At 56.6% G+C, this 25,114-nt stretch carries 22 protein-coding genes and 1 other RNA gene; 5 read left to right on the top strand and 18 right to left on the bottom strand.

Annotated features, from left to right (window positions below):
* Window positions 1-51: 51 nt before the first annotated feature.
* The 4 genes from ubiI to PGR29_RS14440 are packed head-to-tail and all read right to left on the bottom strand — an operon-like array spanning window position 52 to window position 4,361.
* A complete protein-coding gene (gene ubiI / locus PGR29_RS14455; RefSeq protein WP_015703429.1) occupies window positions 52-1,254 on the bottom strand; it encodes an FAD-dependent 2-octaprenylphenol hydroxylase in 1,203 nt (400 codons plus the stop codon).
* A 10-nt stretch (window positions 1,255-1,264) separates the two neighbouring features.
* Window positions 1,265-2,443, bottom strand: a complete 1,179-nt coding sequence (ubiH, locus tag PGR29_RS14450; protein WP_316424744.1) for a 2-octaprenyl-6-methoxyphenyl hydroxylase — start codon at window positions 2,441-2,443, stop codon at window positions 1,265-1,267.
* Entirely contained in the window at window positions 2,440-3,756 is a 1,317-nt protein-coding gene (pepP, locus tag PGR29_RS14445; protein ID WP_316424743.1) for a Xaa-Pro aminopeptidase, read from the bottom strand. Before pepP ends, ubiH begins: the two co-directional genes overlap by 4 nt.
* Before the next feature lie 26 nt (window positions 3,757-3,782).
* Window positions 3,783-4,361 carry a YecA family protein gene (locus PGR29_RS14440; protein ID WP_015703432.1) on the bottom strand — a complete coding sequence of 193 codons (579 nt, stop codon included), beginning with the start codon at window positions 4,359-4,361 and terminating at the stop codon, window positions 3,783-3,785.
* A gap of 165 nt (window positions 4,362-4,526) precedes the next feature.
* Here PGR29_RS14440 and zapA point away from each other — a divergent pair, with 165 nt between their 5' ends.
* The 3 genes from zapA to PGR29_RS14425 all read left to right on the top strand — a co-directional run bounded on the left by zapA (window position 4,527) and on the right by PGR29_RS14425 (window position 5,777).
* On the top strand, window positions 4,527-4,856 hold the full coding sequence (zapA, locus tag PGR29_RS14435; protein ID WP_004205298.1) for a cell division protein ZapA: 330 nt from the start codon (window positions 4,527-4,529) through the stop codon (window positions 4,854-4,856).
* A gap of 41 nt (window positions 4,857-4,897) precedes the next feature.
* Window positions 4,898-5,081, top strand: a non-coding RNA gene (gene ssrS / locus PGR29_RS14430) — 6S RNA.
* Between the two features lie 99 nt (window positions 5,082-5,180).
* Complete coding sequence (locus PGR29_RS14425; protein ID WP_316424742.1) at window positions 5,181-5,777, top strand: 5-formyltetrahydrofolate cyclo-ligase; 597 nt, start codon at window positions 5,181-5,183, stop codon at window positions 5,775-5,777.
* 86 nt (window positions 5,778-5,863) lie between these two features.
* Here the strand turns inward: PGR29_RS14425 and serA are convergent, their stop codons facing one another.
* Together serA and rpiA are read right to left on the bottom strand one after the other, a co-directional pair.
* Window positions 5,864-7,096, bottom strand: coding sequence for a phosphoglycerate dehydrogenase (gene serA, locus PGR29_RS14420; protein WP_015369774.1), 1,233 nt, complete (start codon window positions 7,094-7,096; stop codon window positions 5,864-5,866).
* 268 nt (window positions 7,097-7,364) lie between these two features.
* Entirely contained in the window at window positions 7,365-8,027 is a 663-nt protein-coding gene (gene rpiA / locus PGR29_RS14415; RefSeq protein ID WP_015369772.1) for a ribose-5-phosphate isomerase RpiA, read from the bottom strand.
* A 167-nt stretch (window positions 8,028-8,194) separates the two neighbouring features.
* Here rpiA and argP point away from each other — a divergent pair, with 167 nt between their 5' ends.
* Entirely contained in the window at window positions 8,195-9,088 is an 894-nt protein-coding gene (gene argP / locus PGR29_RS14410) for a DNA-binding transcriptional regulator ArgP (protein WP_008806448.1), read from the top strand.
* Between the two features lie 54 nt (window positions 9,089-9,142).
* Here the strand turns inward: argP and PGR29_RS14405 are convergent, their stop codons facing one another.
* The 8 genes from PGR29_RS14405 to PGR29_RS14370 form a co-directional block, all read right to left on the bottom strand.
* Complete coding sequence (locus PGR29_RS14405; RefSeq protein WP_087859762.1) at window positions 9,143-9,910, bottom strand: oxidative stress defense protein; 768 nt, start codon at window positions 9,908-9,910, stop codon at window positions 9,143-9,145.
* An 85-nt stretch (window positions 9,911-9,995) separates the two neighbouring features.
* Window positions 9,996-10,637 carry an arginine exporter ArgO gene (gene argO / locus PGR29_RS14400; RefSeq protein WP_015703435.1) on the bottom strand — a complete coding sequence of 214 codons (642 nt, stop codon included), beginning with the start codon at window positions 10,635-10,637 and terminating at the stop codon, window positions 9,996-9,998.
* Between the two features lie 155 nt (window positions 10,638-10,792).
* Complete coding sequence (locus PGR29_RS14395; protein ID WP_015369769.1) at window positions 10,793-11,650, bottom strand: small-conductance mechanosensitive channel MscS; 858 nt, start codon at window positions 11,648-11,650, stop codon at window positions 10,793-10,795.
* Window positions 11,651-11,779: 129 nt separating this feature from the next.
* Entirely contained in the window at window positions 11,780-12,712 is a 933-nt protein-coding gene (gene allS, locus PGR29_RS14390; protein ID WP_032706364.1) for an HTH-type transcriptional activator AllS, read from the bottom strand.
* Window positions 12,612-13,502, bottom strand: coding sequence for a DUF2877 domain-containing protein (locus PGR29_RS14385; protein ID WP_316424740.1), 891 nt, complete (start codon window positions 13,500-13,502; stop codon window positions 12,612-12,614). Before PGR29_RS14385 ends, allS begins: the two co-directional genes overlap by 101 nt.
* 40 nt (window positions 13,503-13,542) lie before the next feature.
* A complete protein-coding gene (locus PGR29_RS14380) occupies window positions 13,543-14,805 on the bottom strand; it encodes a DUF1116 domain-containing protein (protein WP_063415661.1) in 1,263 nt (420 codons plus the stop codon).
* 16 nt (window positions 14,806-14,821) lie between these two features.
* Window positions 14,822-16,483, bottom strand: a complete 1,662-nt coding sequence (locus PGR29_RS14375; RefSeq protein WP_316424739.1) for an acyl-CoA synthetase FdrA — start codon at window positions 16,481-16,483, stop codon at window positions 14,822-14,824.
* Window positions 16,484-16,496: 13 nt separating this feature from the next.
* Window positions 16,497-17,720 (bottom strand): MFS transporter, encoded by a 1,224-nt coding sequence (locus tag PGR29_RS14370; protein ID WP_047044047.1) that lies wholly within the window; start codon window positions 17,718-17,720, stop codon window positions 16,497-16,499.
* Window positions 17,721-18,047: 327 nt separating this feature from the next.
* Between PGR29_RS14370 and PGR29_RS14365 the strand changes: the two genes are divergently transcribed.
* Entirely contained in the window at window positions 18,048-18,950 is a 903-nt protein-coding gene (locus PGR29_RS14365) for a carbamate kinase (protein WP_087859765.1), read from the top strand.
* 86 nt (window positions 18,951-19,036) lie between these two features.
* On the opposite strand, the gene fbaA is transcribed toward PGR29_RS14365, so the two are convergent.
* The 4 genes from fbaA to tkt all read right to left on the bottom strand — a co-directional run bounded on the left by fbaA (window position 19,037) and on the right by tkt (window position 24,838).
* Window positions 19,037-20,116, bottom strand: coding sequence for a class II fructose-bisphosphate aldolase (fbaA, locus tag PGR29_RS14360; protein WP_004144748.1), 1,080 nt, complete (start codon window positions 20,114-20,116; stop codon window positions 19,037-19,039).
* Window positions 20,117-20,226: 110 nt separating this feature from the next.
* Window positions 20,227-21,390 (bottom strand): phosphoglycerate kinase, encoded by a 1,164-nt coding sequence (gene pgk, locus PGR29_RS14355; protein ID WP_087859766.1) that lies wholly within the window; start codon window positions 21,388-21,390, stop codon window positions 20,227-20,229.
* Between the two features lie 51 nt (window positions 21,391-21,441).
* Window positions 21,442-22,461, bottom strand: coding sequence for an erythrose-4-phosphate dehydrogenase (gene epd, locus PGR29_RS14350; RefSeq protein ID WP_316424738.1), 1,020 nt, complete (start codon window positions 22,459-22,461; stop codon window positions 21,442-21,444).
* A 385-nt stretch (window positions 22,462-22,846) separates the two neighbouring features.
* Window positions 22,847-24,838, bottom strand: coding sequence for a transketolase (gene tkt / locus PGR29_RS14345; RefSeq protein ID WP_045392025.1), 1,992 nt, complete (start codon window positions 24,836-24,838; stop codon window positions 22,847-22,849).
* Window positions 24,839-25,114: the final 276 nt, after the last annotated feature.

Raw genomic sequence — 25,114 nt, 5'->3', positions numbered from 1 at the left:
AATGAGGGAGAAAACCCGGCGCGCAGGCCGGGTAAAAGAAGTGTGACGGGGTTAACGTAACCAGGCGGGGAGATCGTTAAGGCCCATCGCCTGACGAATCAGCTGCGGTTTTACGCCAGGCAGCGAATCGGCCAGTTTGAGCCCCATGTCGCGGAGGAATTTCTTCGCCGGATGGCTGCCGGAGAACATTTCGCGGAACCCCTGCATACCCGCCAGCATCAGCGCGGCGCTGTGCTTGCGGCTGCGCTCATAGCGGCGCAGGTACAAATGCTGACCGATATCTTTACCCTGCGCGTGCAGGCGCTTCAGCTCGTCGATAAGTTCGGCGGCGTCCATAAAGCCAAGGTTTACCCCCTGCCCGGCCAGCGGATGAATAGTGTGGGCGGCATCGCCAACCAGCGCCAGACGATGGGCGGCGAACTGACGCGCGTAGCGTCCGGTCAGCGGGAAAACCTGCCGATCGCTTTCAAGCTGGCAAAGGCCAAGGCGATTATCAAAAGCGATGTTCAGCGCCTGGTTAAACGCGGCTGCATCGGCCTGCTGCATCCGCTGCGCCTCCTCCGGCGACAGCGACCAGACGATCGAGCACAGATGCGGATCGCTAAGCGGCAGGAAGGCCAGAATGCCTTCGCCGTGAAACGCCTGACGCGCCACCGCCTGATGCGGCTCGGTGGTACGTATCGTCGCCACCAGCGCATGATGGCGATAGTCCCAGAAGGTCAGTGGAATATCGGCTTTATTGCGCAGCCACGAATTGGCGCCATCGGCGCCGACCACCAGCCGCGCGGTCAGCATGCTGCCGTCCTGCAGGCTCAGGAAGGCTTCGTTTTCGCCCCACGCCACCTGCTGCAGCTGCGCAGGCGCCAGCAGGGTAACGTCAGCACAGCGCTGCGCCTTCTGCCACAGCGCGTGATGCACCACGGCATTTTCAATAATATGGCCCAGATGGCTAAAGCCCATGCTCTGGTCATCGAAGCTAATGCGGCCAAAGCTATCTTTGTCCCACACTTCCATGCCGTGATAGCAGCTGGCGCGCTGGGCGATGATTTCGCTCCAGACGCCCAGCTTATCCAGTAGCTTTTCGCTGGCGGCATTAATAGCCGAAACGCGCAGCGCCGGCGGCGCATCGGCGTCAAGAGGCTGCGGCGCCGCTTGTTCCAGCACCGCGACGCGCAGGCCGCTGCCCTGTAAACCACAGGCCACCGCCAGTCCCACCATTCCGCCGCCAACAATGGCAACATCAACACTTTGCACGTTCTACTCCTTAACGGGGAACCCAACCGAGGGTACGCTGCGCCAGCGCATCGCGCGCCGGGGTAAATAATTCCATCGCCATTAGCCCGACGTTGCGCCCCGCCACCAGCGGCGCCCAACGGTTGGCAAAGAGATGCACCAGCCCATCGGTCACGCCGATGGTGGCGGCTTTATCATCCGCTCGCCGCGCCTGATAACGGCACAGCAGGGAATAATTGCCCACATCCTCGCCGAGCGCGTGGGCATCGGCAAGCATTTCAGCCAGGCTCATCACGTCGCGCAGACCGAGATTAAAGCCCTGCCCGGCGATCGGGTGTAATGTCTGCGCCGCGTTGCCGACCAGCGCCAGACGGTGCGACACCGAACGGATAGCGGTAGTTAACGCCAGCGGATAGACGCTACGCTTACCGGCATGGGTAATGCGCCCCAGCCGCCAGCCGAACGCCTGCTGTAATTGCTGGCAAAAACGTTCGTCAGACCAGCTCAGCACCTCGTCGCGCCGCGACTGCGGATGGCACCACACCAGCGAACAGCGCCCTTGCGACATCGGCAGCATCGCCAGCGGACCATGCTCGGTAAAGCGTTCGAAGGCGCGGCCTTCGTGCGGCAACGCGGTGCTAACGTTGGCGATAATCGCCAGTTGCTCATAGGGCTGCTGCTGCCAGCTAATGCCGCAGCGCGCGCCCAGCGACGAACGCGAACCATCTGCCGCCACCAGCAGCTTACCGTTGATGGTTTCGCCGCTATCAAGGGTGAGGCTGACGCTGTCCTGGCTGCGGTTGACCGCTTCCACTTTCGTCGGACAGTGCAGGGTGACGCCCGGCGCCTCGCGCAGCAGGCTAAACAGCCGCTGGCCGACATCGTGGAGTTCAACCACCTGCCCCAGCGCCGACAGGCCGTAATCGGCCGCCGCCAGGTTTACAAAACCGGCATGGCCGCGGTCGCTGACGTGTACCCGCTGGATAGGCGTCGCTCGTTTAGCAAGGTTCTGCCAGATACCGATGCGCGCCAGCTGCTGGCAGGTGCCCGCAGCCAGGGCGATCGCCCGATCGTCAAAACCTGGGTGGCGTGACGACGCCGGATCCTGCGCTTCAATCAGATGAACCGGCAGCGCACCGCCGGTCAAACGGGAGATGGCCAGCGCGAGCGTCGCGCCGGTCATCCCGCCGCCGACAATCAGCACGCTCATGACTGGCACGCCGCCGCCATCAGCGCCTCGATCTCATCCGCCTTCTTCACCACGCTGGCGGTGAGATTTTCGTTGCCATCTTCGGTAATCACGATGTCATCTTCAATACGAATACCGATGCCGCGATATTGCGCCGGTACGTCGGCGTCGGTGGCGATATACAGCCCCGGCTCGACGGTCAACACCATTCCCGGTTCCAGTACCCGCGAACGGTCGGTGTCGTAATTACCGACATCGTGCACATCCAGACCCAACCAGTGGCTCAGGCCATGCATAAAGTACGGGCGGTGGGCGTTGTTGGCGATAAGCTCGTCAATCTCGCCTTTCAGGATCCCCAGCCGCACCAGGCCGGTAATCATAATGCGCACCACTTCCTGATTAACTTCATAAATGGAGGTACCCGGACGATACAGCTCCAGCGCGGTTTCCAGCGATTCCAGCACGATGTCGTAGATTTCACGCTGCGGTTTAGTGAATTTACCGTTAACCGGGAAGGTGCGGGTGATATCGCCCGCATAGCCGCGGTATTCACAGCCGGCGTCAATCAGCACTAAATCGCCATCACGCAGTTCGGATTCGTTTTCGGTGTAGTGCAGGATGCAGGCGTTTTCGCCGCCGCCAACGATGGTGTTATAAGACGGGAAACGCGCGCCATGGCGGTTGAATTCATGGAGAATTTCGCCTTCCAGCTGATATTCGAACATGCCTGGGCGGCATTTTTCCATCGCCCGGGTATGGGCAAGGGCGGAAATCTCGCCGGCGCGGCGCATTACTTCCAGCTCTTCCGCGGATTTAAACAGGCGCATTTCATGCACCACAGGCCGCCAGTCGATGACGGAGTTCGGCGCCTGCAGGTTCTGACGTGAACCTTTACGCAGTTTTTCGAGGGCGTTAAACACAATTTCATCGGCATAGGCATATTCGCCCTGGGCGAAATAGATAGCGTCCAGGCCGTTGAGCAGTTGATACAGCTGCTGGTTGATTTCGCTAAACGCCAGCGCGCGATCGACGCCGAGTTTCCCCGGCGCGGCATCCTGTCCCAGACGGCGGCCAAACCAGATTTCCGCCGTCAGATCGCGAACGCGGTTAAACAGCACGCTATGGTTGTGCGTGTCATCGCTTTTGATCAGCACCAGCAGCGCTTCCGGTTCATTGAAGCCGGTGAAGTACCAAAAATCGCTGTTCTGCCGGTAGGGATATTCCGAATCTGCGCTGCGTACCGCTTCCGGCGCGGCAAAAATCAGCGCCGCGCTGCCCGGCTGCATCTGCGCCAATAATGCCTGGCGACGAGAAAGAAACTCCTGCTGTGTCATGACGCCCCCTGAATGTCGTTTTTTATTTAGTGTAACGTTGGCTTGCGTACTTCCGGTGCGGTTGGCTGCTGGCGCGCGAAGGTATCGTGGCACAGTAACGCGGCGACGCGTACGTACTCAATAATCTCTTCGAGAGACATCTCCAGCTCTTCCTGGTCTTCATCTTCGTCGTAGCCGAGTTGCGCAATGTTACGCAGATCATCGATGGCTTCGCCGGTCTCATCCTTCACTTTATCCAGCTTCGGCTGGGTCACGCCAAGGCCTAACAGGAAATGGTTAACCCAGCCCGCCAGCGCGTCGGCGCGGTCGAAAACGCTGACGTTGTCGCCTTCCGGCATATACAGCTGGAACAGAAAGCCGTCATCTTCCAGCGAGTCGCTGGTGGCGGAATGCATGCTACGCAGCGCCTGGGCCAGTTCATGACCAAAGGCAAGACCTTCGTTGGTCAGGTCATGCACCAGCGGCTGCCAGCTGCTGTCGGTGTTGCCGCCGCAGAGGATGCCGCTTATCAAACCGTGCATTTCGGCCGGGGTTAATCCCACCCCTTGTTGGTTCAGTAACTGGTCTACATCGTTGTAACCAGGCATTTCGTTCTGTATAGACATGCGCATTCGTCATCGTTGGGAGGAATATTCATGATATGCTACCACTTTGGACCCTGGTGAACCAGAAAAGGGCTTGTATCCCCGCACCAGGTAGCTATAGTGTCGCCCCTTCGCAGAGCCGGGCTCGGACGTGAAGGCAGCGCAGTCAATCAGCAGGAAGGTGGCATGTCTGCACAACCCGTAGATCTCCAAATTTTTGGCCGTTCACTGCGAGTGAATTGCCCGCCTGAACAAAGGGATGCCCTGAATCAGGCAGCTGAAGACCTTAATCAGCGGTTGCAAGATTTAAAAGAACGCACTAGAGTCACAAATACTGAGCAGCTGGTCTTCATCGCCGCGTTGAACATCAGCTATGAGTTGACTCAGGAAAAAGCGAAGACCCGCGACTACGCCTCCAGTATGGAACAGCGCATTCGCATGCTTCAGCAGACCATCGAACAGGCATTGCTTGAGCAAGGTCGCATAAGCGAAAGACCGGGGTCGAAGTTTGAATAACACTTTGCAGTTAACTGTGTTAGAGTAATCGCAAGAACAAAATTTCTCTGAGATGTTTGCAAGCGGGCCAGTCCCCTGAGCCGATATTTCATACCACAAGAATGTGGCGCTCCACGGTTGGTGAGCATGCTCGGTTCGCCCGAGAAGCCTTAAAACTGTGACGACGCATTCACCTTGAACCAAGGGTTCAAGGGTTACAGCCTGCGGCGGCATCTCGGAGATTCCCTTCTTAAGTTCGCATTATCCCCTCAACGTTGTTTTCGGCCTGTGCCGCCCTGTATTACACTTTCCCGTATCGTTTCGCCTGCTCGTAATGAGACCAGCATGACTATACAGCCCGATATCCCGCTCTCCAGACAGCAAATTCGCCAGCAGATCCGCGAGCGTAGACGCGCGCTTAGTGCCGAACAGCAGCAGCGCTTCGCCCAGCAGGCCGCTGAGCGAATGATGGCGTATCCGCCCGTCGTTCTCGCTCATACCGTAGCGCTGTTCCTCTCCTTCGACGGCGAGCTGGACACCCAACCGCTGATTGAGCAATTGTGGCGTGCAGGCAAGCGGGTTTATCTGCCGGTACTGCATCCGTTTAGCCCCGGCAATCTGCTGTTTTTACATTACCATCCGCAAAGCGAGCTGATTTTTAATCGCCTTAAGATTTACGAACCAAAGCTCGACGTGCGCGACGTCCTGCCGCTTGCCGAGCTCGATGTGCTGATTACCCCGCTGGTCGCCTTCGATGCCAGCGGTCAACGCCTGGGGATGGGCGGCGGTTTCTACGATCGTACCTTACAGAACTGGCGGCAGTATCGCCTGCAGCCGGTAGGCTACGCTCACGACTGCCAGCAGGTGGATACGCTGCCGAGCGAACAGTGGGATGTCCCGCTGCCGGCGGTGATTACGCCAGGTAAAACCTGGCGCTGGTAGAAAGTGATGCGGATTCGAGAATTGCGCCCGGAAGGCGTTAAAAAAATACGGGCAGGTATGCGACCTGCCCGTGAGGCAACAACAAATTAGTACAGCAGACGGGCGCGGATGGTGCCCGGGATCGCTTTCATCGCCAGCAGCGCCTGCTGCGCGACGTCGCCGTCGGCTTCGATATCAATTACCACGTAGCCCATCTGCGGAGTCGTTTGCAGATACTGGGCGGCGATGTTGATGTTCTGCGCGGCGAAAATCTGGTTAAGCGCCGTCAGGATGCCCGGTCGGTTTTCATGAATATGCAGCAGACGGCGTCCGCCGTGCAGCGGAAGAGAAACCTCCGGGAAGTTCACCGCCGACAGCGTAGAACCGTTGTCGGAATACTTCGCCAGCTTGCCTGCCACTTCCAGACCAATGTTCTCTTGCGCTTCCTGAGTTGAACCGCCGATATGCGGCGTCAGGATCACGTTATCGAATTCGCACAGCGGAGAGTTAAACGGATCGCTGTTGGTCGCCGGTTCCGTCGGGAAGACGTCGATGGCCGCGCCGGCCAGGTGTTTACGCGACAGCGCATCGCACAGCGCCGGGATATCGACCACCGTGCCGCGAGAGGCGTTGATCAGCAGCGCGCCCGGTTTCATCAGCGCCAGCTCTTCCGGCCCCATCATGTTTTTGGTGGAGGCGTTTTCCGGCACATGCAGGCTAACAACATCGCTCATGTTCAGCAGGTCGGAGAGGTGCTGAACCTGCGTGGCGTTGCCCAGCGGCAGTTTGTTTTCGATATCATAAAAATAGACGTGCATCCCCAGCGATTCCGCCAGAATGCCGAGCTGGGTGCCGATATGGCCGTAACCGATAATCCCCAGTTTTTTGCCGCGCGCTTCAAAGCTGCCTACCGCTTGCTTATTCCACACGCCGCGATGCGCCTTGGCGTTAGCTTCCGGCACGCCGCGCAGCATCAGCAGCAGCTCGCCGATGACCAGCTCAGCCACCGAACGGGTGTTCGAGAATGGGGCGTTAAATACCGGGATACCGCGCTTCGCCGCCGCATCCAGATCGACCTGGTTGGTGCCGATACAGAAACAGCCCACCGCCACCAGTTTTTCCGCCGCGGCGAAGATCTCTTCAGTCAGATGAGTACGGGAACGCAGGCCGATAAAATGGGCATCACGGATCGACGCTTTCAGCTCTTCAGTATCGAGCGCGCCTTTGTGAAATTCGATGTTGGTGTAACCTGCCGCACGAAGGTTATCGATTGCTTTTTGATGCACGCCTTCAACGAGCAGAAATTTAATCTTGTCTTTTTCCAGTGATACCTTAGCCATTTCCCCGTCCTGTTTTTATTGGTACTGATGTCGTGCTGAACAAAAACTCTTCCAGCAACATATCAAAAAAAACTATCGCGGCAATATGAACGTTTGCCTCGCCGACCTGAAGAAATATCACGTTGAAGCAAAAGACAGGACAAAACACCAGAAAGAGAATAGATGGCAGATTGTTACTCAGAAAGGTTACGTAAATGTGACACAAGTCACCAAATTAAGGCCATAGAAAAAAATTTAGGGGGAAGCGCGAAACTTCCCCCCGATCGTCTTATTTGTTGACGATGGTCTTCACGCCGTCGGCGGTACCGATCAGCGCCACGTCGGCGCCGCGGTTGGCGAACAACCCGACGGTCACCACGCCCGGAATACCGTTAATGGCGTTTTCCAGCGCGATAGCGTCAAGAATTTCCAGGCCGTGTACATCGAGGATCACATTGCCGTTATCCGTCACCACGCCCTGACGATATTCCGGGCGGCCGCCCAGCTTCACCAGCTGACGCGCGACGGCGCTGCGCGCCATCGGGATCACTTCAACCGGCAGCGGGAAGTTGCCGAGGATATCAACCTGCTTGGAGGCGTCGGCGATGCAGATAAACTTATCGGCAACCGAGGCGATGATCTTCTCGCGGGTCAGCGCCGCGCCGCCGCCTTTGATCATCTGCATATGGCCGTTAATTTCATCCGCGCCGTCAACGTAGATGCCCAGGCGGTCGACGGAGTTAAGGTCGAATACCGGGATACCGAGGCTTTTCAGCTTTTCGGTAGAGGCGTCGGAGCTGGATACCGCGCCTTCGATCTGCCCTTTCATGGTCCCCAGCGCATCAATAAAATGCGCCGCCGTGGAGCCGGTGCCGACACCGACAATGGTGCCCGGTTGTACATATTGCAGCGCTGCCCAGCCGACTGCTTTTTTCAGTTCATCCTGCGTCATGATTATCGTCCGAGATGTGAATACTTACCGCGCATTATAGAACATCGACGGATGAATTGTCCCTGCGATGGCGATCACACATCTGAGCAGACCATTTTCGTCTTTATCAAAAACAAATTTATGTCATAGTGCGGGTTAACGAAAAGTTATGGGGGTACGCCAGAATAATGAAACGACCGGACTACAGAACATTACAAGCGCTGGATGCGGTGATTAGGGAACGTGGGTTTGAGCGCGCCGCGCAGAAGCTATGCATTACACAGTCCGCCGTCTCACAGCGTATCAAACAGCTGGAAAACATGTTTGGCCAACCGCTGCTGGTGCGTACCGTGCCGCCGCGCCCGACCGAGCAGGGGCAAAAACTGTTGGCTCTGCTGCGCCAGGTTGAGCTACTGGAAGAAGAGTGGCTTGGCGATGAGCAGACCGGCTCCACGCCGCTGCTGCTGTCGTTGGCGGTCAACGCCGACAGTCTGGCGACCTGGCTGCTGCCGGCGCTGGCCAACGTGTTATCCGACTCCCCTATCCGCCTCAATCTGCAGGTTGAAGATGAAACCCGCACCCAGGAGCGCTTGCGTCGTGGGGAAGTGGTCGGCGCGGTGAGTATTCAGCCGCAGGCGCTGCCAAGCTGCCTGGTCGATCAACTCGGTGCGCTCGATTACCTGTTCGTCGCCTCGAAGGAATTTGCGCAACGCTATTTCCCTAACGGGGTAACGCGTTCTGCGCTGCTGAAAGCGCCGGTGGTCGCCTTCGATCATCTCGACGATATGCACCAGGCGTTCCTGCAGCAAAACTTCGACCTGCCGCCGGGTAGCGTGCCCTGCCATATCGTCAACTCGTCGGAGGCCTTCGTGCAGCTCGCGCGCCAGGGCACCACCTGCTGTATGATCCCGCATCTGCAGATCGAGAAAGAGCTGAAGAGCGGCGAGCTTATCGACCTGACGCCGGGGCTGTTCCAGCGCCGAATGCTCTACTGGCACCGCTTTGCGCCGGAAAGCCGCATGATGCGCCGGGTGACCGATGCGCTTATTGATTACGGCCACAAGGTGCTGCGCCAGGATTAAACGGCGGGCATAAAAAAAGCCACTTCACTGAAGTGGCTTTTTTGTCGCTGCGGCTTACTGAGCCGGTTTCGGCGCTTCAGCTGGTTTCGCCGGCGCGGCAGGCGCAGCGGCCTGTGCTGGCTGCAGTTCAAAAACCACGTCAACCTGATCATCAAACTGGATGGTCGCCTGCTCGTAGGTTTCCTGGGCGGAGACCGGCGCGGCGTCAGCCGCCTTCATCATGCGAACCATCGGGCTCGGCTGATAGTTGGAAACATGGTAACGCACGCTATAGACCGGCCCCAGCTTGCTGTGGAAGCCAGCAGCCAGCTCCTGCGCCTGATGCACCGCATCATCGATAGCCGCTTTACGCGCTTTATCTTTATAGGCGTCAGGTTGCGCAACGCCCAGCGATACGGAACGAATTTCGTTCAGCCCCGCTTTCAGCGCGCCGTCCAGCAGGCCATTCAGCTTATCGAGCTGACGAAGGGTAACTTCAACGGTACGCACCGCGCGATAGCCCTTGAGGATGCTTTTCCCGTTCTGATAGTCGTAATCAGGTTGGGTACGCAGGTTTGCCGAGCTGATATCCTTTTTGGCAATGCCGCTCTTTTCAAGGAAAGAGAGATATTGCGCAACGCGATCGTCAGCCTGTTTTTTTGCCGATGCCGCATCTTTTGCCGCGACGTTAACTTCAATCGCCAGAGTGGCGATATCCGGAACCGCTGCAACGCTTGCTGTGCCTGAAGTCACAATGTGCGGGCCATCCGGCAATTCATTTGCCTGCGCCGCCATCGTGCTGAATCCGAGTGCTGCCGCCAGGGCTAAGACTTTTAACTTCACTGTCGTTTCTCCATCTTGCTTAGGTCGCCCATTTTAAGGACGCATGCCAGCTAGCTTAGCGCTTACGCGCGGAAAGTCCATCGGACTAAGCCTGGTTGATGAGCATCTGTATATGTTGCAGGCCATCTTTTGCCAACTGCAGGGCGATAAACCACATCACCAGCCCGACAAGCACGTTGATGATTCGCTGCGCCCGCGCGGTACGTAAACGCGGCGCCAGCCACGCGGCCAGCAGCGCCAGGCCGAAGAACCATAAGAATGACGCGCTAATCGTCCCCAGCGCGAACCAGCGTTTAGGCTCGACCGCCAACTGTCCGCCGAGGCTTCCGAGCACCACAAAGGTATCGAGATACACATGAGGGTTAAGCCAGGTCACCGCCAGCATGGTGACGATAATTTTCCAGCGCCCTTGCTTCATGACCTCGGCGCTGGCCAGCTCGAGATTATTGCTCATCGCCGTCTTCAGCGCGCCGAAGCCATACCATAACAGGAAAGCGACGCCGCCCCAGGTGACCAGCGCCAGCAGCCACGGCGACTGCATCAGCAGCGCGCTACCGCCGAAAATTCCGGCGCAGATCAACGCCAGATCGCTAAGCGCACACAACAGCGCAATCATTAAATGATACTGGCGGCGGATCCCCTGATTCATCACGAAAGCGTTTTGCGGCCCGAGCGGCAGGATCATCGCCGCGCCCAGCGCAAGCCCTTGAAAGTAATAAGATAGCATCGTTTAATTTTCCGGTTTCATCGTTAATGCCGGAGAATATAGCGCGTCGTCATCATTAGCGGAAATTGATAATTTTAATCATTAATAAGTAAAGCTAATACACAAAGACAAAAAAAAGACCGGCGGTGCCGGTCTTGTGCCATAGCAGGAAAAAATTACTGCGCTTTTTCCTGCTGATTTACCATGTGTACGTCCATCTGCGGATACGGGAAGCTGATGCCGTTAGCGTCGAAATCACGCTTAATGCGCTCCAGCACGTCCCAGTAGACGTTTTGCAGGTCGCTGCTTTTGCTCCATACGCGAACCACGAAGTTTACCGAAGAGGCGCCCAGTTCATTAAGGCGAACGGTCATTTCGCGATCGCGCAGAATGCGGTCATCGGATTCGATAATCGCGGTCAGCAGTTGTTTCACCTTATCGATATCGGCATCGTAGGAGACGCCGATAATAAACTCATTACGGCGCGCCGGCTCACGGGAGAAGTTAATGATATTGCCAGCGATGATTTTGCCGTTCGGCACCACCACGATTTTGCCATCGACGGTACGCAGAGTAGTGGAGAAAATCTGCACGTTCTGCACGGTGCCCGCGATGCCGCCGAGATCGACATATTCACCGGCGCGGAACGGGCGGAACATCACCAGCAGTACGCCTGCGGCAAGGTTCGACAATGACCCCTGCAGCGCCAGACCCACGGCCAAACCGGCGGCGCCCAGCACGGCAATCACTGAGGCGGTCTGCACGCCAACGCGGCCCAGGGCGGCAATCAGCGTAAAGGCGATAATCGCGTAGCGCACCAGCGCGGAGAGAAAATCGGCGACAGTTGCGTCTATCTTACGCGCCAGCATCAGACGGTTGACGGTGTTAGAAACGATGCGCGCCACGATCATCCCGATGATCAGGATAACGATAGCGGCAACGATGTTGACGGCATAGCTCAGCAGCAACTCCTGGTTGCGCGCCAGCCAGGTCCCGGCATGGTTGATGCTATCGACAACGTTCAAATCTTCCATTTAGTAATCCTTGGGTCATATCAAAAAAAAGCAAATGAGATCATTCTCACGAAAATGACCTTTTAAAGGTAAACAAAAACCACCGAAGATGCCATTTCTCAATCTGATCCAGATGAAACTAACGCAGCATTACGCTTGCGCAGGACGATCCACCATCCGCAAAAAACCGCTGACTAATGCCTCTTTGCGCTCGAACGCCCTGGCGATTTCACTGACGACTTTACCGCTGCCGGCATTCTTCCAGGCAACGGAGAGCGGCGAAGGCTGGCGGGGGTTGGCGACCGCACGGGCCACCAGCGCGCCGGACTCCAGGTAAGCGCGGCACATCCGTTCCGGCAAAAAGCCAACCCCCAGGCCGCTTAGATGGCAGGCCAGCTTGGTGCTGAGATCCGGCACCTTGATCTCTTTTTGCCCGTTGAGCAGCCAGGCGACACGACGCGTCAGAGTCCGCGATGTATCTTCAATATTAATTGCCGGATAGCGGCGTAGCGCATCGTCGGAGAGCACCGCCGCGGGATGAGTGGCAAGGGGATGATTCTGCGCCACCACAAACTGCCAGCGAATATCGCCGAGCGGCAATAAAGAGATATTGTTGGACAGGGATTCCGAGCCGGTGACGCCAATCGCCAGCTGGAAATCGTCGTATAGCAAAGAGTCCCAGACCCCCATATAGACCTGGCGGGAAAGCTGAAAGCGGGTAAAGGGAAACTGCTGATGTAGCCAGGTCAGGAGATCCGCGGCGCTTTGCGGCTGATACAGAAGATTATTGATAACGATATTAACCTGTCTTTCGACGCCGGCATTAATCTGCTGGAGTTCATCGGGCATCACGTCGAGCCAGTTCAACCACTGCCGACAGTGCTCAAGCAGATGTTGCCCGGCCAGCGTCAGGCTTACCGATCGGGTCGTGCGTAAGAAGAGCTGCGTTGCCACCTGCTCTTCCAGCGTTTTGATACGATAGCTAATCGCCGCTGGCGTTTTGTGCAGCAGACTGGCCGCGCGGGAGAAACTCCCGGTCTCGGCGACCTGTATAAACGTGCGGATGGTTTCCTGATCGAGCATGCGTTCTCCTTGAATCCACTCTCTGTAACCAGTGCTGCGCGAATGCCATCCCCAGCAGGGTATCAGCCCCAGAAGTATGACCTACCGCCAGCAAACGCTGAATTGCCCGCTTAGGATCGCCGGTCGACTGCAGCCCGCGCATCACCTTAACCACCGGCAGCGAAAACTCGCCGCGCCTGGCGCTATTCAGATAGCTACAGCTTACCGAAGTTGTCAGCGAGGTAAGTTGATCCGCCGGGGGGATAAACGCGTGCAGGCGGTCAGAAAAACCGGCGCCGTGCAGCACCGCCAGCATCCCGGCGAGCATATCATCGCCGCTGGGGGTTAATCCCGGCCCGTTGCCAATCAGCCATTCCCAGTCCGGGCGCTCGCCGCGCCGCCAGCGCTCAAGCTCGCCCATAATAGATGAATAAAACGGCCTATCCGCCAGCGGCTGATTGAGCGCGGCGCATAGTCCGCTCTGGCATGAATAAGCCGAAAGATCGAGAGGAAACGAGCGGCCGACGGGAAAGCGAAGTTTGAGCGTCCGACGCGGGCGGATGGCGACTCCCGCCCCCCACAACAAGCGCCCTTGCTTAACCAGCCGCGGAAGATTAGCCAACTGCGCAAACTCGGTGCTGCTAAATAGAATACCCGTCGGGCCAATACCTTTACCGTAGCGAAACAGCGTCAGCAAAGTCCCATCGGCGTGAACGAAATTAACCGCCTGTGAAAACTGACTATGGCGCTGCCACATGCCGTCGGCTAACTGTTCAAGGCCGGTACAGGCCAGCGCATTGAGGGTTTTCATCGGCGTCTCTCCGGGGCGGCAGCGCCGCCCCTCTCACGACTCAGGCAGTGATGTGGTGCAGTTCGGCCAACGCTTCCAGCGCTTTCTCAAAGCACAGCAGCGGCGCACGAACGGTTCCCGCCCCCACCTGGCCTATCCCCGCTTCGCGGTGGGCAATACCGGTATTGATAAGCGGCGTGATGCCGGTTTCCACGACCCGACGAACATCCAATCCCAGACAGGCGCCTTTGAAATCCCATGATGGGATCTGGAACAGCGGGTTGTTGGCAAGATAGATTTCAGACATCTCTTCCGATGTTTCCAGCGCCGCGCCCATGCCGCCAGCGCCGACGAAGCGCGTTACACCCGGTGCGGCAATCATCGCCGCGCCGCCGATCCCCAGCGTTTCGGTAATCGCGCTATCGCCGATGTCCGGATTAGCATCCGCCTGGCTGTAGCCGGTGAAGAACAGCCCCTGCGGCGTATTCACCGGTGCGGTAAACCAGCGATCGCCGGTACCGCTAACGCGAATACCGAATTCGCGGCCGTTGCGGGTCATGGCGGTCACCACCGAGCCGGCTTTGATTTCCGCCGCCGCATCCATCACCGCTTTGCTGTAAGCCATCGCCAGGTTGAGGAAGAACTGATCGGTGACGCTGAGGAACTGCAGCACGGCGACAATTTCCGCCTTTGGCCGATCCAGGCCGGCAATGACCGGCGACAGCGTGCGCAGCAGCAGCGACGAGGCGGCGATATTACGCTGGTGGAACTCATCGCCCATGGTAATCGCCTGCGCCATCATCGCCGTCAGGTCAACGCCGTTTTCCATTCGTGACAGCGCCTCCTGCAGCACCGGCGCGAGCGTGTCGCGCATCCAGCGCAGACGCGTTTGCACATCCTCGCCGTAGGCGCCGAAGCGCATCACTTTGCCGATCCCTTCATTCAGGTTACAGCAGGATTGGTTACCATGAACCACATCGCGCACCACCAGCACCGGCATGTTCGCCGAGGTGATCCCGCCCATCGGCCCCACAGCGCCCACGTGGTGGCAAGGGATGAATTCCACCTCTCCCTGCTCCAGCATCCGCACGGCTTCTTCTTCGCTCGTCGCCCAGCCTTCAAACAACGATGCGCCGATACAGGCTCCGCGCATCGGCCCGGTCATCTCTTGCCAGGCGATTGGCGGCCCGGCGTGCAGTAATTTACGTCCAGAAGATAGTTCAGCCACCGCCTCTTTCGCAGGACGGACGGCAACCCAATGCGGGCGCGCGGCTTTAATTCGTTCGATAATGGCTTCGTTAGCCTGTGCAATTGATGAGTACATATCCATACCTCTGAACTTAATGTAACTGCTTGAGTAAACTGGCAAGACGAGCGTTACCGCCGGCAACGGGCGCCCACTGATAATGCACTACCGGCGTACCGCTGCTTTGTAGATCCAGCGCGAAGCTGCGCAACCCGGCATTAATGACCTGCACGCCGTCGAGCAGCGGGTTATGCGCTGTCGATTCGCTCTGCGGCTGATGCTGCGTCAGGCTAACCGCCAGTAGCGTCGCCTCTTCGAGGGTTTCGACCACCGCAACCCCGGCATCGCGCAGGATGGCTATCTGCTCGCTACGGCCCTGCGGGTCGGCATCGGTGCCGGTCATGGTGGCGATGACCACCAACGGCGCGGCACGTTTACGCCGGACCTGCTCGATGGCCTCAACCACCGCCCCGGCGGGATCGGCGCAGGCGCCATAGCCCAACACCACATCCAGCAACAGCACGCCAACTTCCGGCATTGCCGCCAGCTTCTCAATTTCAATGCTACGGGTGGTTGGGTCGATCATCGGATGCGGTCTGCCGAGGGTGTAACTATCGTCGCCAAGGTCGACAATGCGATGCCCGCCGGCTTCCAGCATCACACCGTCGGCGTGGCTGTCGCTGACCGGCACTTCCAGATGATCGGAGAGCAGCATCGCGGCCTCGGCGGCAAGGGTACCGCCAGCGTACAGGCCATAAATCCCCTTGCCTGCAACCTGCGGCTGGCTCTGCCGCTGTTGCGCTACCCGCATCAGCAGTACCGCCAGCTGCGCGGCGTCCGCCAGCGAGTTCGCCAGCCAGACGTTGCCCTCGCGGCGCTGCTCGGCACGGCTGCCGAGGAACAGCGCCACCACCGGTTTATTCTGTTTTTGCATGGCGGCAATGATGCGGGCACGCACCTGTGGCGAAGGCGGTTTGGAGACAAAAGCGATAACCTGCGTCGCACTATCGGCCGCCAGCATCTCCAGCGCGGTCAGGGCGCTGATGCCGCCGACTTCGGCGCTGAGATCGCGCCCGCCAAGGCCGATGGCGTGGCTAATTCCCTGTTGATGCAGCGCCACCTGCGAGGTGATTTCCTGGATCCCGGTCCCCGATGCGCCGATGACGCCAATTCCGCCCTGCGGTAAAACGTTGGCAAAGGCCAGTGGACTGCCGGCGATCATTGCCGTTCCGCAATCCGGTCCCATCACAATGAGCCCCTTCTCGCGAGCCAGCGTTTTCAGTTCAACTTCTTGCTCCAACGGGACGTTATCGGAAAACAGCATCACGCTCTTATTGGCTAACAATCCCTCTTTCGCCACCCCGGCGGCGTACTCCCCTGCCACCGAAACCAGCAACAGATTCGCGTCCGGTAATTTCTGGCAGGCGCTCTCCCAGCGCCGCGCCTTGACCAGTTGCGTTGAGTTGCCCGATGCATTAGCGATAGCGCTCAGCTCTTTCTCTAATTGTTCACGGATTAAATCGAGAATTTCCGACTGCGCTTCCTGCGTGCGGACTGCGACACAAATATCGTTGGGCGTCGCCTCGGCGAAATCCGGATGCCAGAATCCGGTCGACTCCAGCATCGATTTATTCGCCGGGGTGCCCATCATGACCGAAACCTGATCCACTTCCGGGCGTTCACTTAATTTTCGGGAAATAATCATCAGGCTTACGGAATCCTGAAAGCTTCCCTTTTTAATAAAAGCGTAAATCATTACCGCTACCTCTTTATGTGCGTTTTTCTTTTAAAAACAGCATGGCGACCAGACCAATGACCAGCAGCGCCGCGGAAACATAAAAACTCGAAGCCAGACTGCCGGTAATATCACGCGCCGCCCCTGCAATAATTGGCGCCAGAATCGATGAGCTCATCCCGATAAAATTAAATAAACCAAACGCGGTGCTGTAATTGGTTTCATCGACGCTATCGGCGACCAGCGCCACCAGCACCGGATCCAGCGCCAGTTTGCCAACCAGGCCATACACGCACAGCGCCACGATGACGCCGGTCATGCTCGGCATCCAAATAATGGAAAGCATGCTGGCAATCGCCACCGGCACGAGGAATAAAATTAACGGTTTGCGGCGACCTAATTTATCCGAGAGCCCTGAGAACAACAGCGCGCCGGGAATAGAGATCCACGCGACCAGCGACGAAATAAATCCGGTTTCGCTACCGGCAATACCGCGCTCGTTTTGCAGATAATAAGGAAGCCAGGTCAGAATAACGAAGAAACCAAACAGGCTGCAGAACACCATAATATAGGTCAGAATTAAATTACGATTCTTCAACAGATCGCTAAATTTACCTTTTTGTACCGGTTTGCCCTCAGCGTCGGCGGTGCGCTTTTTCTCTTTCACGAATAGCCAGATAGCAATCCCTACCAGCACCGAAGGTATCGCCATGGCATAAAACGGCATCCGCCACGAGTAACCCTGGTCATAGACCAGCCAGCTGGAGGTCATCAGACCCAGCGCGATGCCAAAGGCCATTCCGCTATTGATAATCGCGCTGCCCAGCGAGCGGAATTTTTTCGGGATCTGCTCGGAAGACAAGCCGTACTGCGGGCCATAATATGTCCCCTCGCCTGCGCCGGTGACCACGCGGGCAAACAGCAGCATATACCAGCTTTTTACCCAGCCGGTGACCGCGGTAAAAACGCCAAACAGAATAAACCCAGGCACCAGCACTTTTTTCTTACCGATTTTGTCCCCGAGGATCCCTGCCGGCACCTGTAGCAATGCATAAGAAAAATAGAATACGGAGTTGAGTACTCCTAATTGCGTTCCGCTTAAACCAAACTCTTTTTCCAGCTCACCCATCACCGGATTTAAAACCGTGCGATCGGCATACATAAATACCCAACCTAACCAGAAAAGAAATACCGTGACCCACCAGGCGGGTATTCCTTTTCTTTTGGTCACCTCGGTTACCTCATACGTTCCTGACATAAGCTATCTCCCGGCAATATTCACCTCAGGCCATCCCAGAGGATGGGTGAAGGATTGATGTTTTAACTCCGCTAACCATATCGGGGTAACCATGTATTTCATTTGAACAAAGTCACACAAAATCCATTGTTTTAAATTCCTAAAGACTGCTGACGAAATTATTAAAAAAAATCTAATAATCATCTTTAAAAACATTTAAATAAAACCAGCGAATATAATATTTATTAGCGAGATATTTTTTACTCTCGATAAAGTGGCGATCTCATCACATTACCTGGCCGCTAAAACGATATTTTTAGCGCACTTCTATAATTCAATGAGGTCATCATGAAAAAGAAAATCGTTATTGCACTGGGTGGTAACGCACTGCTGCAGCGCGGAGAAGTGCTCAGCGCGGAAAATCAGCAGCGCAGCATTCAACTTTTTGCCCGGATGGCGGCGGAATTAGCCCGTGATTATCAGTTGGTGATCGTGCACGGTAATGGCCCGCAGGTAGGATTGCTGGCGCTGCAAAACGCCGCCTATCAGGAATCTCCCGCCTGGCCGCTGGATATTCTGGTCGCGGAAAGTCAGGGGATGATAGGCTTCGCTATCGCTCAGGAACTGATGCAGTACGCCGGTGCGCCGGTCAGCACCCTGATGACGCGCGTAGAGGTGGCGGCAAATGATGACGCTTTCGCGGCGCCGGGGAAATATATTGGCCCGGTTTATCAGCCGCAGCAGCAGGCGGAGCTGGAAAAACGCTATGGTTGGCAGATGAAAGCGGATGGCGACTATATCCGTCGGGTGGTCCCTTCCCCCAGGCCGCTAAATATTGTTGATAGCGCGGCCATTCAGACGCTGATGGATGCCGGTCATCTGGTGATTTGCTGCGGCGGCGGCGGGATCCCAGTGGTTGCCGATACGCACGGTTACCGCGGAGTCGAAGCGGTTATCGATAAAGATTTGACGGCGGCGGCGCTTGCCAGCGCCATTCATGCCGACCACCTGCTGATACTGACGGATGCCGATGCGGTCTATGTTGATTGGGGGACGCCGCAGGCTCGCCCGTTACGTCAGGCCACCATTGCTACTCTCGCGCCGTTTGCCGCGCCGGACGGCGCAATGGGGCCGAAGGCGGAAGCGGTCATTCAGTTTGTCAAACAGACCGGAAATAACGCCTTCATCGGCGCGTTAAAGGATGCGCCACAGATATTAGCCGGGGAAAAAGGCACCTGCGTAAGTCGCTAAAAAAAAGGCTTCCCGCAGGAAGCCTTTTTTATGCCGGTAATGAAAGGAAACGCCGTTTCCCTTCGTTACGCTCGCAGCAAGCGAAATTACAGAACGTCGATCGCGTTCAGCTCTTTGAATGCCTGCTCCAGACGAGTCACCATAGAGGTCTGAGCGGCACGCAGCCATACGCGCGGATCGTAGTATTTCTTGTTCGGCTGGTCTTCGCCTTTCGGGTTGCCCAGCTGGCCCTGCAGGTAAGCTTCGTTCGCTTTGTAGTACTGCAGGATACCGTCCCAGGTCGCCCATTGGGTGTCGGTATCGATGTTCATTTTGACAACGCCGTAGCTGACGGAGTCTTTGATTTCCTGAGCGGAAGAACCGGAACCGCCGTGGAATACGAAGTTCAGGCTGTTGTGCGGCAGGTTGTGTTTCTTAGAAACATATTCCTGAGAGTCGCGCAGGATAGTCGGGGTCAGAACTACGTTACCCGGCTTGTAAACGCCGTGTACGTTACCGAAGGAAGCGGCGATGGTGAAGCGCGGGCTGATTTTGCTCAGCTCGGTGTACGCGTAATCAACGTCTTCCGGCTGGGTGTACAGTGCGGAAGCGTCCATGTGGCTGTTGTCCACGCCGTCTTCTTCACCGCCGGTGCAGCCCAGTTCGATTTCCAGAGTCATGCCCATTTTGGCCATACGAGCCAGGTACTTAGAGCAGATCTCGATGTTTTCGTGCAGGGACTCTTCAGACAGGTCGATCATGTGGGAAGAGAACAGCGGTTTGCCGGTGGCAGCGAAGTGTTTTTCACCCGCGTCCAGCAGGCCGTCGATCCACGGCAGCAGTTTCTTCGCGCAGTGGTCAGTGTGCAGGATAACCGGCACGCCGTAATGTTCAGCCATCTGGTGAACGTGATGCGCGCCAGAGATAGCGCCGAGGATAGCAGCACCCTGCGGAACGTCAGTTTTCACGCCTTTGCCCGCGATGAACGCAGCGCCGCCGTTAGAGAACTGAACGATAACCGGAGAACGAACTTTCGCAGCAGCTTCCAGAACGGCGTTGATGGAGTCAGTACCCACGCAGTTTACCGCTGGCAGAGCAAAGTTGTTTTCTTTAGCTACCTGGAACACTTTCTGAACGTCGTCGCCAGTGATGACGCCCGGTTTTACGAAATCAAAAATTTTAGACATGTTACTTAGTCCTGTATCTGTATCTTCGACCGTTGAAGAAGGTTCGCGAGCTGTACAAAATTGTACGTTAGCGCGCTGAAAAACAGGCGGGTTTCCCCGCCTGAACTAAATTACTGCTTAGCGCGCTCTTCGAGCATTGCTACTGCCGGCAGAACTTTGCCTTCCACGAATTCGAGGAATGCGCCGCCGCCAGTGGAGATGTAGGAGATTTTGTCAGCGATGCCGAACAGGTCAATCGCCGCCAGGGTGTCACCGCCGCCTGCGATAGAGAAACCTTCACTGTCTGCGATAGCATTAGCGACAATTTCAGTACCTTTACGGAAGTTCGGGAATTCGAATACGCCAACCGGACCATTCCACAGGATGGTTTTGGCGTTTTTCAGGATATCAGCCAGTTTCTGAGCGGAAACGTCGCCGAGATCCAGAATCTGCTCGTCATCTTTGATGTCGTTAACGGATTTCAGGGTCGCGGTGGCGGTTTCAGAGAACTCGGTAGCGACGCGAACGTCAGTCGGAACCGGGATATCGCAGGTGCTCAGCAGGCGCTTAGCTTCGTCAACCAGGTCCGCTTCGTACAGGGATTTACCAACGTTGTGGCCTTGAGCGGCAACGAAGGTGTTAGCGATACCGCCGCCAACGATCAGCTGGTCAGCGATTTTGGACAGAGAGTCGAGAACGGTCAGTTTGGTGGAAACTTTAGAACCGCCAACGATAGCAACCATCGGACGAGCCGGCTCTTTCAGCGCTTTACCCAGCGCGTCGAGTTCAGCGGCCAGCAGCGGGCCTGCGCAAGCGACATCGGCGAATTTACCGATACCGTGGGTGGAAGCCTGAGCGCGGTGCGCGGTACCGAAAGCGTCCATGACGAATACGTCGCACAGCGCAGCGTATTTCTTAGACAGTTCTTCGTCGTCTTTTTTCTCGCCTTTGTTGAAGCGAACGTTTTCCAGAACAACCAGTTCACCGGCAGCAACGTCAACGCCATCCAGGTAATCTTTAACCAGACGAACCGGGTTAGACAGTTTGTCTTTCAGGTAATTAACAACCGGCAACAGAGAGAATTCTTCGTTGTACTCGCCTTCGGTCGGACGACCCAGGTGAGAAGTAACCATTACTTTAGCACCCTGTTTCAGCGCCAGTTCGATGGTCGGCAGGGAGGCGCGGATACGCGCGTCACTGGTCACTTTGCCATCTTTAACCGGTACGTTCAGATCAGCACGGATGAAAACGCGTTTACCAGCCAGATCCAAATCGGTCATCTTAATTACAGACATGGTGAATCCTCTCGTTGATTCTTGATAAAGTTTTGCAAGCGCCGCAGCGCCTTACCTGAAACCTTGCGCAGCCATCGCTAACGTCGTGTCGAGCATTCGGTTAGCAAAGCCCCATTCGTTATCGCACCAGACCAACGTTTTGATCAGATGCGCGCCACTGACCCTGGTTTGCGTACCATCAACGATGGCGCTGTGCGGGTCGTGGTTAAAATCTGTCGAGACCAACGGTAATTCCGTATAGTCAACTATACCATGAAATGCTCCCTGTGCTGCTTTTTGCAGCAACTGGTTGACTTCACAGGCCTTTACCGGTTTTTTCACCGTCACGCTCAGGTCTATTGCGGTGACGTTAATCGTCGGTACACGTACCGCGATCGCCTCAAAACGGTCGTTAAACTGCGGGAAAATACGGGTGATCCCCGCCGCAAGTTTAGTATCAACCGGAATAATTGACTGGCTGGCCGCACGGGTGCGCCGCAGATCCAGATGATAGGCATCGATCACCTGCTGGTCGTGCATCGCGGAGTGGATTGTCGTGACCGTTCCTGACTCAATGCCGTAGGCATCATCTAGCAGTTTAATGACCGGAATAATGCAGTTGGTCGTGCAGGAGGCGTTGGAGACAATGCGGTGCTCCGCGCGCAGTTCATCATGGTTGACGCCGAAGACTACCGTTGCGTCGAGATCGTTGCCGCCAGGATGTGAAAAGAGCACTTTCTTCGCGCCAGCCTGAAGATGGGCTTCGCCATGTTCACGGCTACCGTATACGCCGGTACAGTCCAGCACCACATCCACCGCCAGCTCCTGCCAGGGCAGCGCGGCGATAGAAGGCTCATGCAGTAGACGAATGACGTCATCGCCGACATACAGCTGTTCCCGCTCCTGGCGAACATCCCAGGAAAAACGGCCATGGCTGGTGTCGTACTTCAATAAATGCGCGATGCCTGCGGCATCCGCCAGTTCATTGATCGCCACCACGGTGATTTCCGCACGACGCCCGGATTCATACAAAGCGCGAACCACGTTGCGTCCTATGCGACCGAAGCCATTAATCGCGATGCGTATGGTCATAGGTCTCCTGCAAGGTTATCCCTGATTTGAGGTGGCTGACAGAGTAATCCAGCAACGCCTTTAGGGGAACCTTACCTGTCGCAAACTGCGACTGATTGATTAATTGTCGAACATTTATACGACTGAAACGCTTCAGCTAGAATAAGCCAAAGTCGGAATAAAAGGAATGTTTGTCCAGAGCAATAAACCAGCTATATGACTTGCGTCAAATTTTCTCTGGAATAATTTACAGGGTAGTTACATGTTCGAGGAATAGTGCCTACAAAAAAACCGGGTGGCGAGATAAAAGCAAAACGGTAACCCAGGGGTTACCGTTTTTGGTGTTCACACCCTCTCCTGTGAGAGAGGGTTGAGGTGCGGGCATCAGCCCGCACCGTACCAGCGATTACAGCAGTGCTTTCGCTTTGGCAACAACGTTGTCAACGGTGAAGCCAAACTCTTCAAACAGCTGCTCAGCCGGCGCAGACTCACCGAAGGTGGTCATGCCAACGATGGCGCCGTTCAGGCCAACGTATTTGAACCAGTAGTCCGCGATACCGGCTTCTACCGCTACGCGGGCAGAAACGGCTTTCGGCAGTACGGATTCACGATAGGCCGCATCCTGCTTGTCGAACGCGTCGGTGGACGGCATGGAGACCACGCGCGCCTTCACGCCTTCGGCGGTCAGTTTGTCCCACGCGGCAACCGCCAGTTCCACTTCTGAACCGGTGGCGATGAAGATCAGTTCCGGCTGGCCGGCGCAATCTTTCAGCACATAACCGCCGCGGGCCACATTTGCCAGCTGCTCTGCGGTACGCTCCTGCTGCGCCAGGTTCTGACGGGAGAGGATCAGCGCGGTCGGGCCGTCCTGACGCTCTACGCCATATTTCCACGCAATCGCGGATTCAACCTGGTCACACGGACGCCAGGTGGACATGTTCGGCGTGACGCGCAGGGAAGCCACCTGCTCTACCGGCTGGTGAGTCGGGCCATCTTCGCCCAGACCGATGGAGTCATGGGTGTAGACCATCACCTGACGCTGTTTCATCAGCGCCGCCATACGTACCGCGTTACGCGCATACTCGACGAACATCAGGAAGGTAGAGGTGTACGGCAGGAAACCGCCGTGCAGCGCGATACCGTTGGCAATCGCGGTCATACCGAATTCACGTACGCCGTAATGGATGTAGTTACCGGCGGTGTCTTCGTTGATCGGCTTAGAGCCAGACCACAGAGTCAGGTTGGACGGCGCCAGGTCAGCAGAACCGCCGAGGAATTCCGGCAGCAGCGGGCCAAACGCTTCAATGGCGTTCTGCGATGCTTTACGGCTGGCGATCTTCGCCGGGTTCGCCTGCAGCTTAGCGATGAACTCGTTAGCTTTCGCGTCGAAGTCAGACGGCATTTCGCCTTTCATACGACGGGTGAATTCGGCTGCTTCCTGCGGGAAGGCTTTGGCGTAGGCGGCAAACTTCTCATTCCACGCGGCTTCTTTCGCCTGGCCGGCTTCTTTCGCATCCCACTGCGCATAGATGTCAGACGGGATTTCAAACGGAGCGTATTTCCAGCCCAGCGCTTCGCGGGTCAGTGCGATTTCCGCGTCGCCCAGCGGCGCGCCGTGGGAATCATGGGTGCCTGCTTTGTTCGGCGAACCGAAGCCGATGATGGTTTTGCACATCAGCAGGGACGGTTTGTCGGTGACCGCGCGCGCTTCTTCTACCGCGCGTTTGATGGCGTCAGCGTCGTGACCGTCAACGCCGCGCACCACGTGCCAGCCGTAGGCTTCAAAGCGTTTCGCGGTATCGTCGGTGAACCAGCCTTCAACGTGGCCATCGATGGAGATGCCGTTGTCATCATAGAACGCCACCAGTTTACCCAGTTTCAGGGTACCAGCCAGGGAGCACACTTCGTGAGAAATGCCTTCCATCATGCAGCCGTCGCCCATGAAGGCGTAGGTGAAGTGATCAACGATGTCGTGCCCTGGACGGTTAAACTGCGCCGCCAGCGTTTTTTCCGCGATAGCCATACCGACTGCGTTAGCGATACCCTGACCCAGCGGGCCGGTGGTGGTTTCCACGCCTGCGGTGTAGCCGACTTCCGGATGGCCCGGAGTCTTAGAGTGCAGCTGACGGAAGTTTTTCAGTTCTTCAATCGGCAGATCATAACCGGTGAGGTGCAGCAGGCTGTAAATCAGCATGGAGCCGTGGCCGTTGGACAGCACGAAACGGTCGCGGTCGGCCCAGGACGGGTTCTGCGGGTTATGGTTCAGGAAATCACGCCACAGGACTTCGGCAATGTCAGCCATGCCCATCGGGGCGCCAGGGTGGCCGGATTTGGCTTTCTGTACAGCGTCCATGCTCAGCGCACGAATAGCGTTGGCAAGCTCTTTACGTGAGGACATTTTGACTCCAGTTCGGATGTTATAAGGCCATGCCCTTAACGACTTGACGAGAGCGCGTTTTGGGCTACGCCGGAAAAAAGTGTGAACAATGTAACCCAAGCGACAAAGCATGTACATGGAGCATCCTTTTGCCCATTAAGAAATCTCTGGAACACGTTGTGCTGCCGCGGAATCCACTCGCCCGGATCATGAGATACTATTTATACTTTGCACAGGACGAGGCGGGTCCGTCGTCGCCCATTATTCAGATAAAAAACCATAAGATTGTGGAAGATA

It is taken from the genome of Klebsiella sp. 141203 (genome assembly GCF_032601985.1).
Classification (GTDB): domain Bacteria; phylum Pseudomonadota; class Gammaproteobacteria; order Enterobacterales; family Enterobacteriaceae; genus Klebsiella; species Klebsiella aerogenes.
The sequence above is the reverse complement of the archived record's forward strand: the minus strand, read 5'-3'. Positions and strand labels throughout refer to the sequence as shown.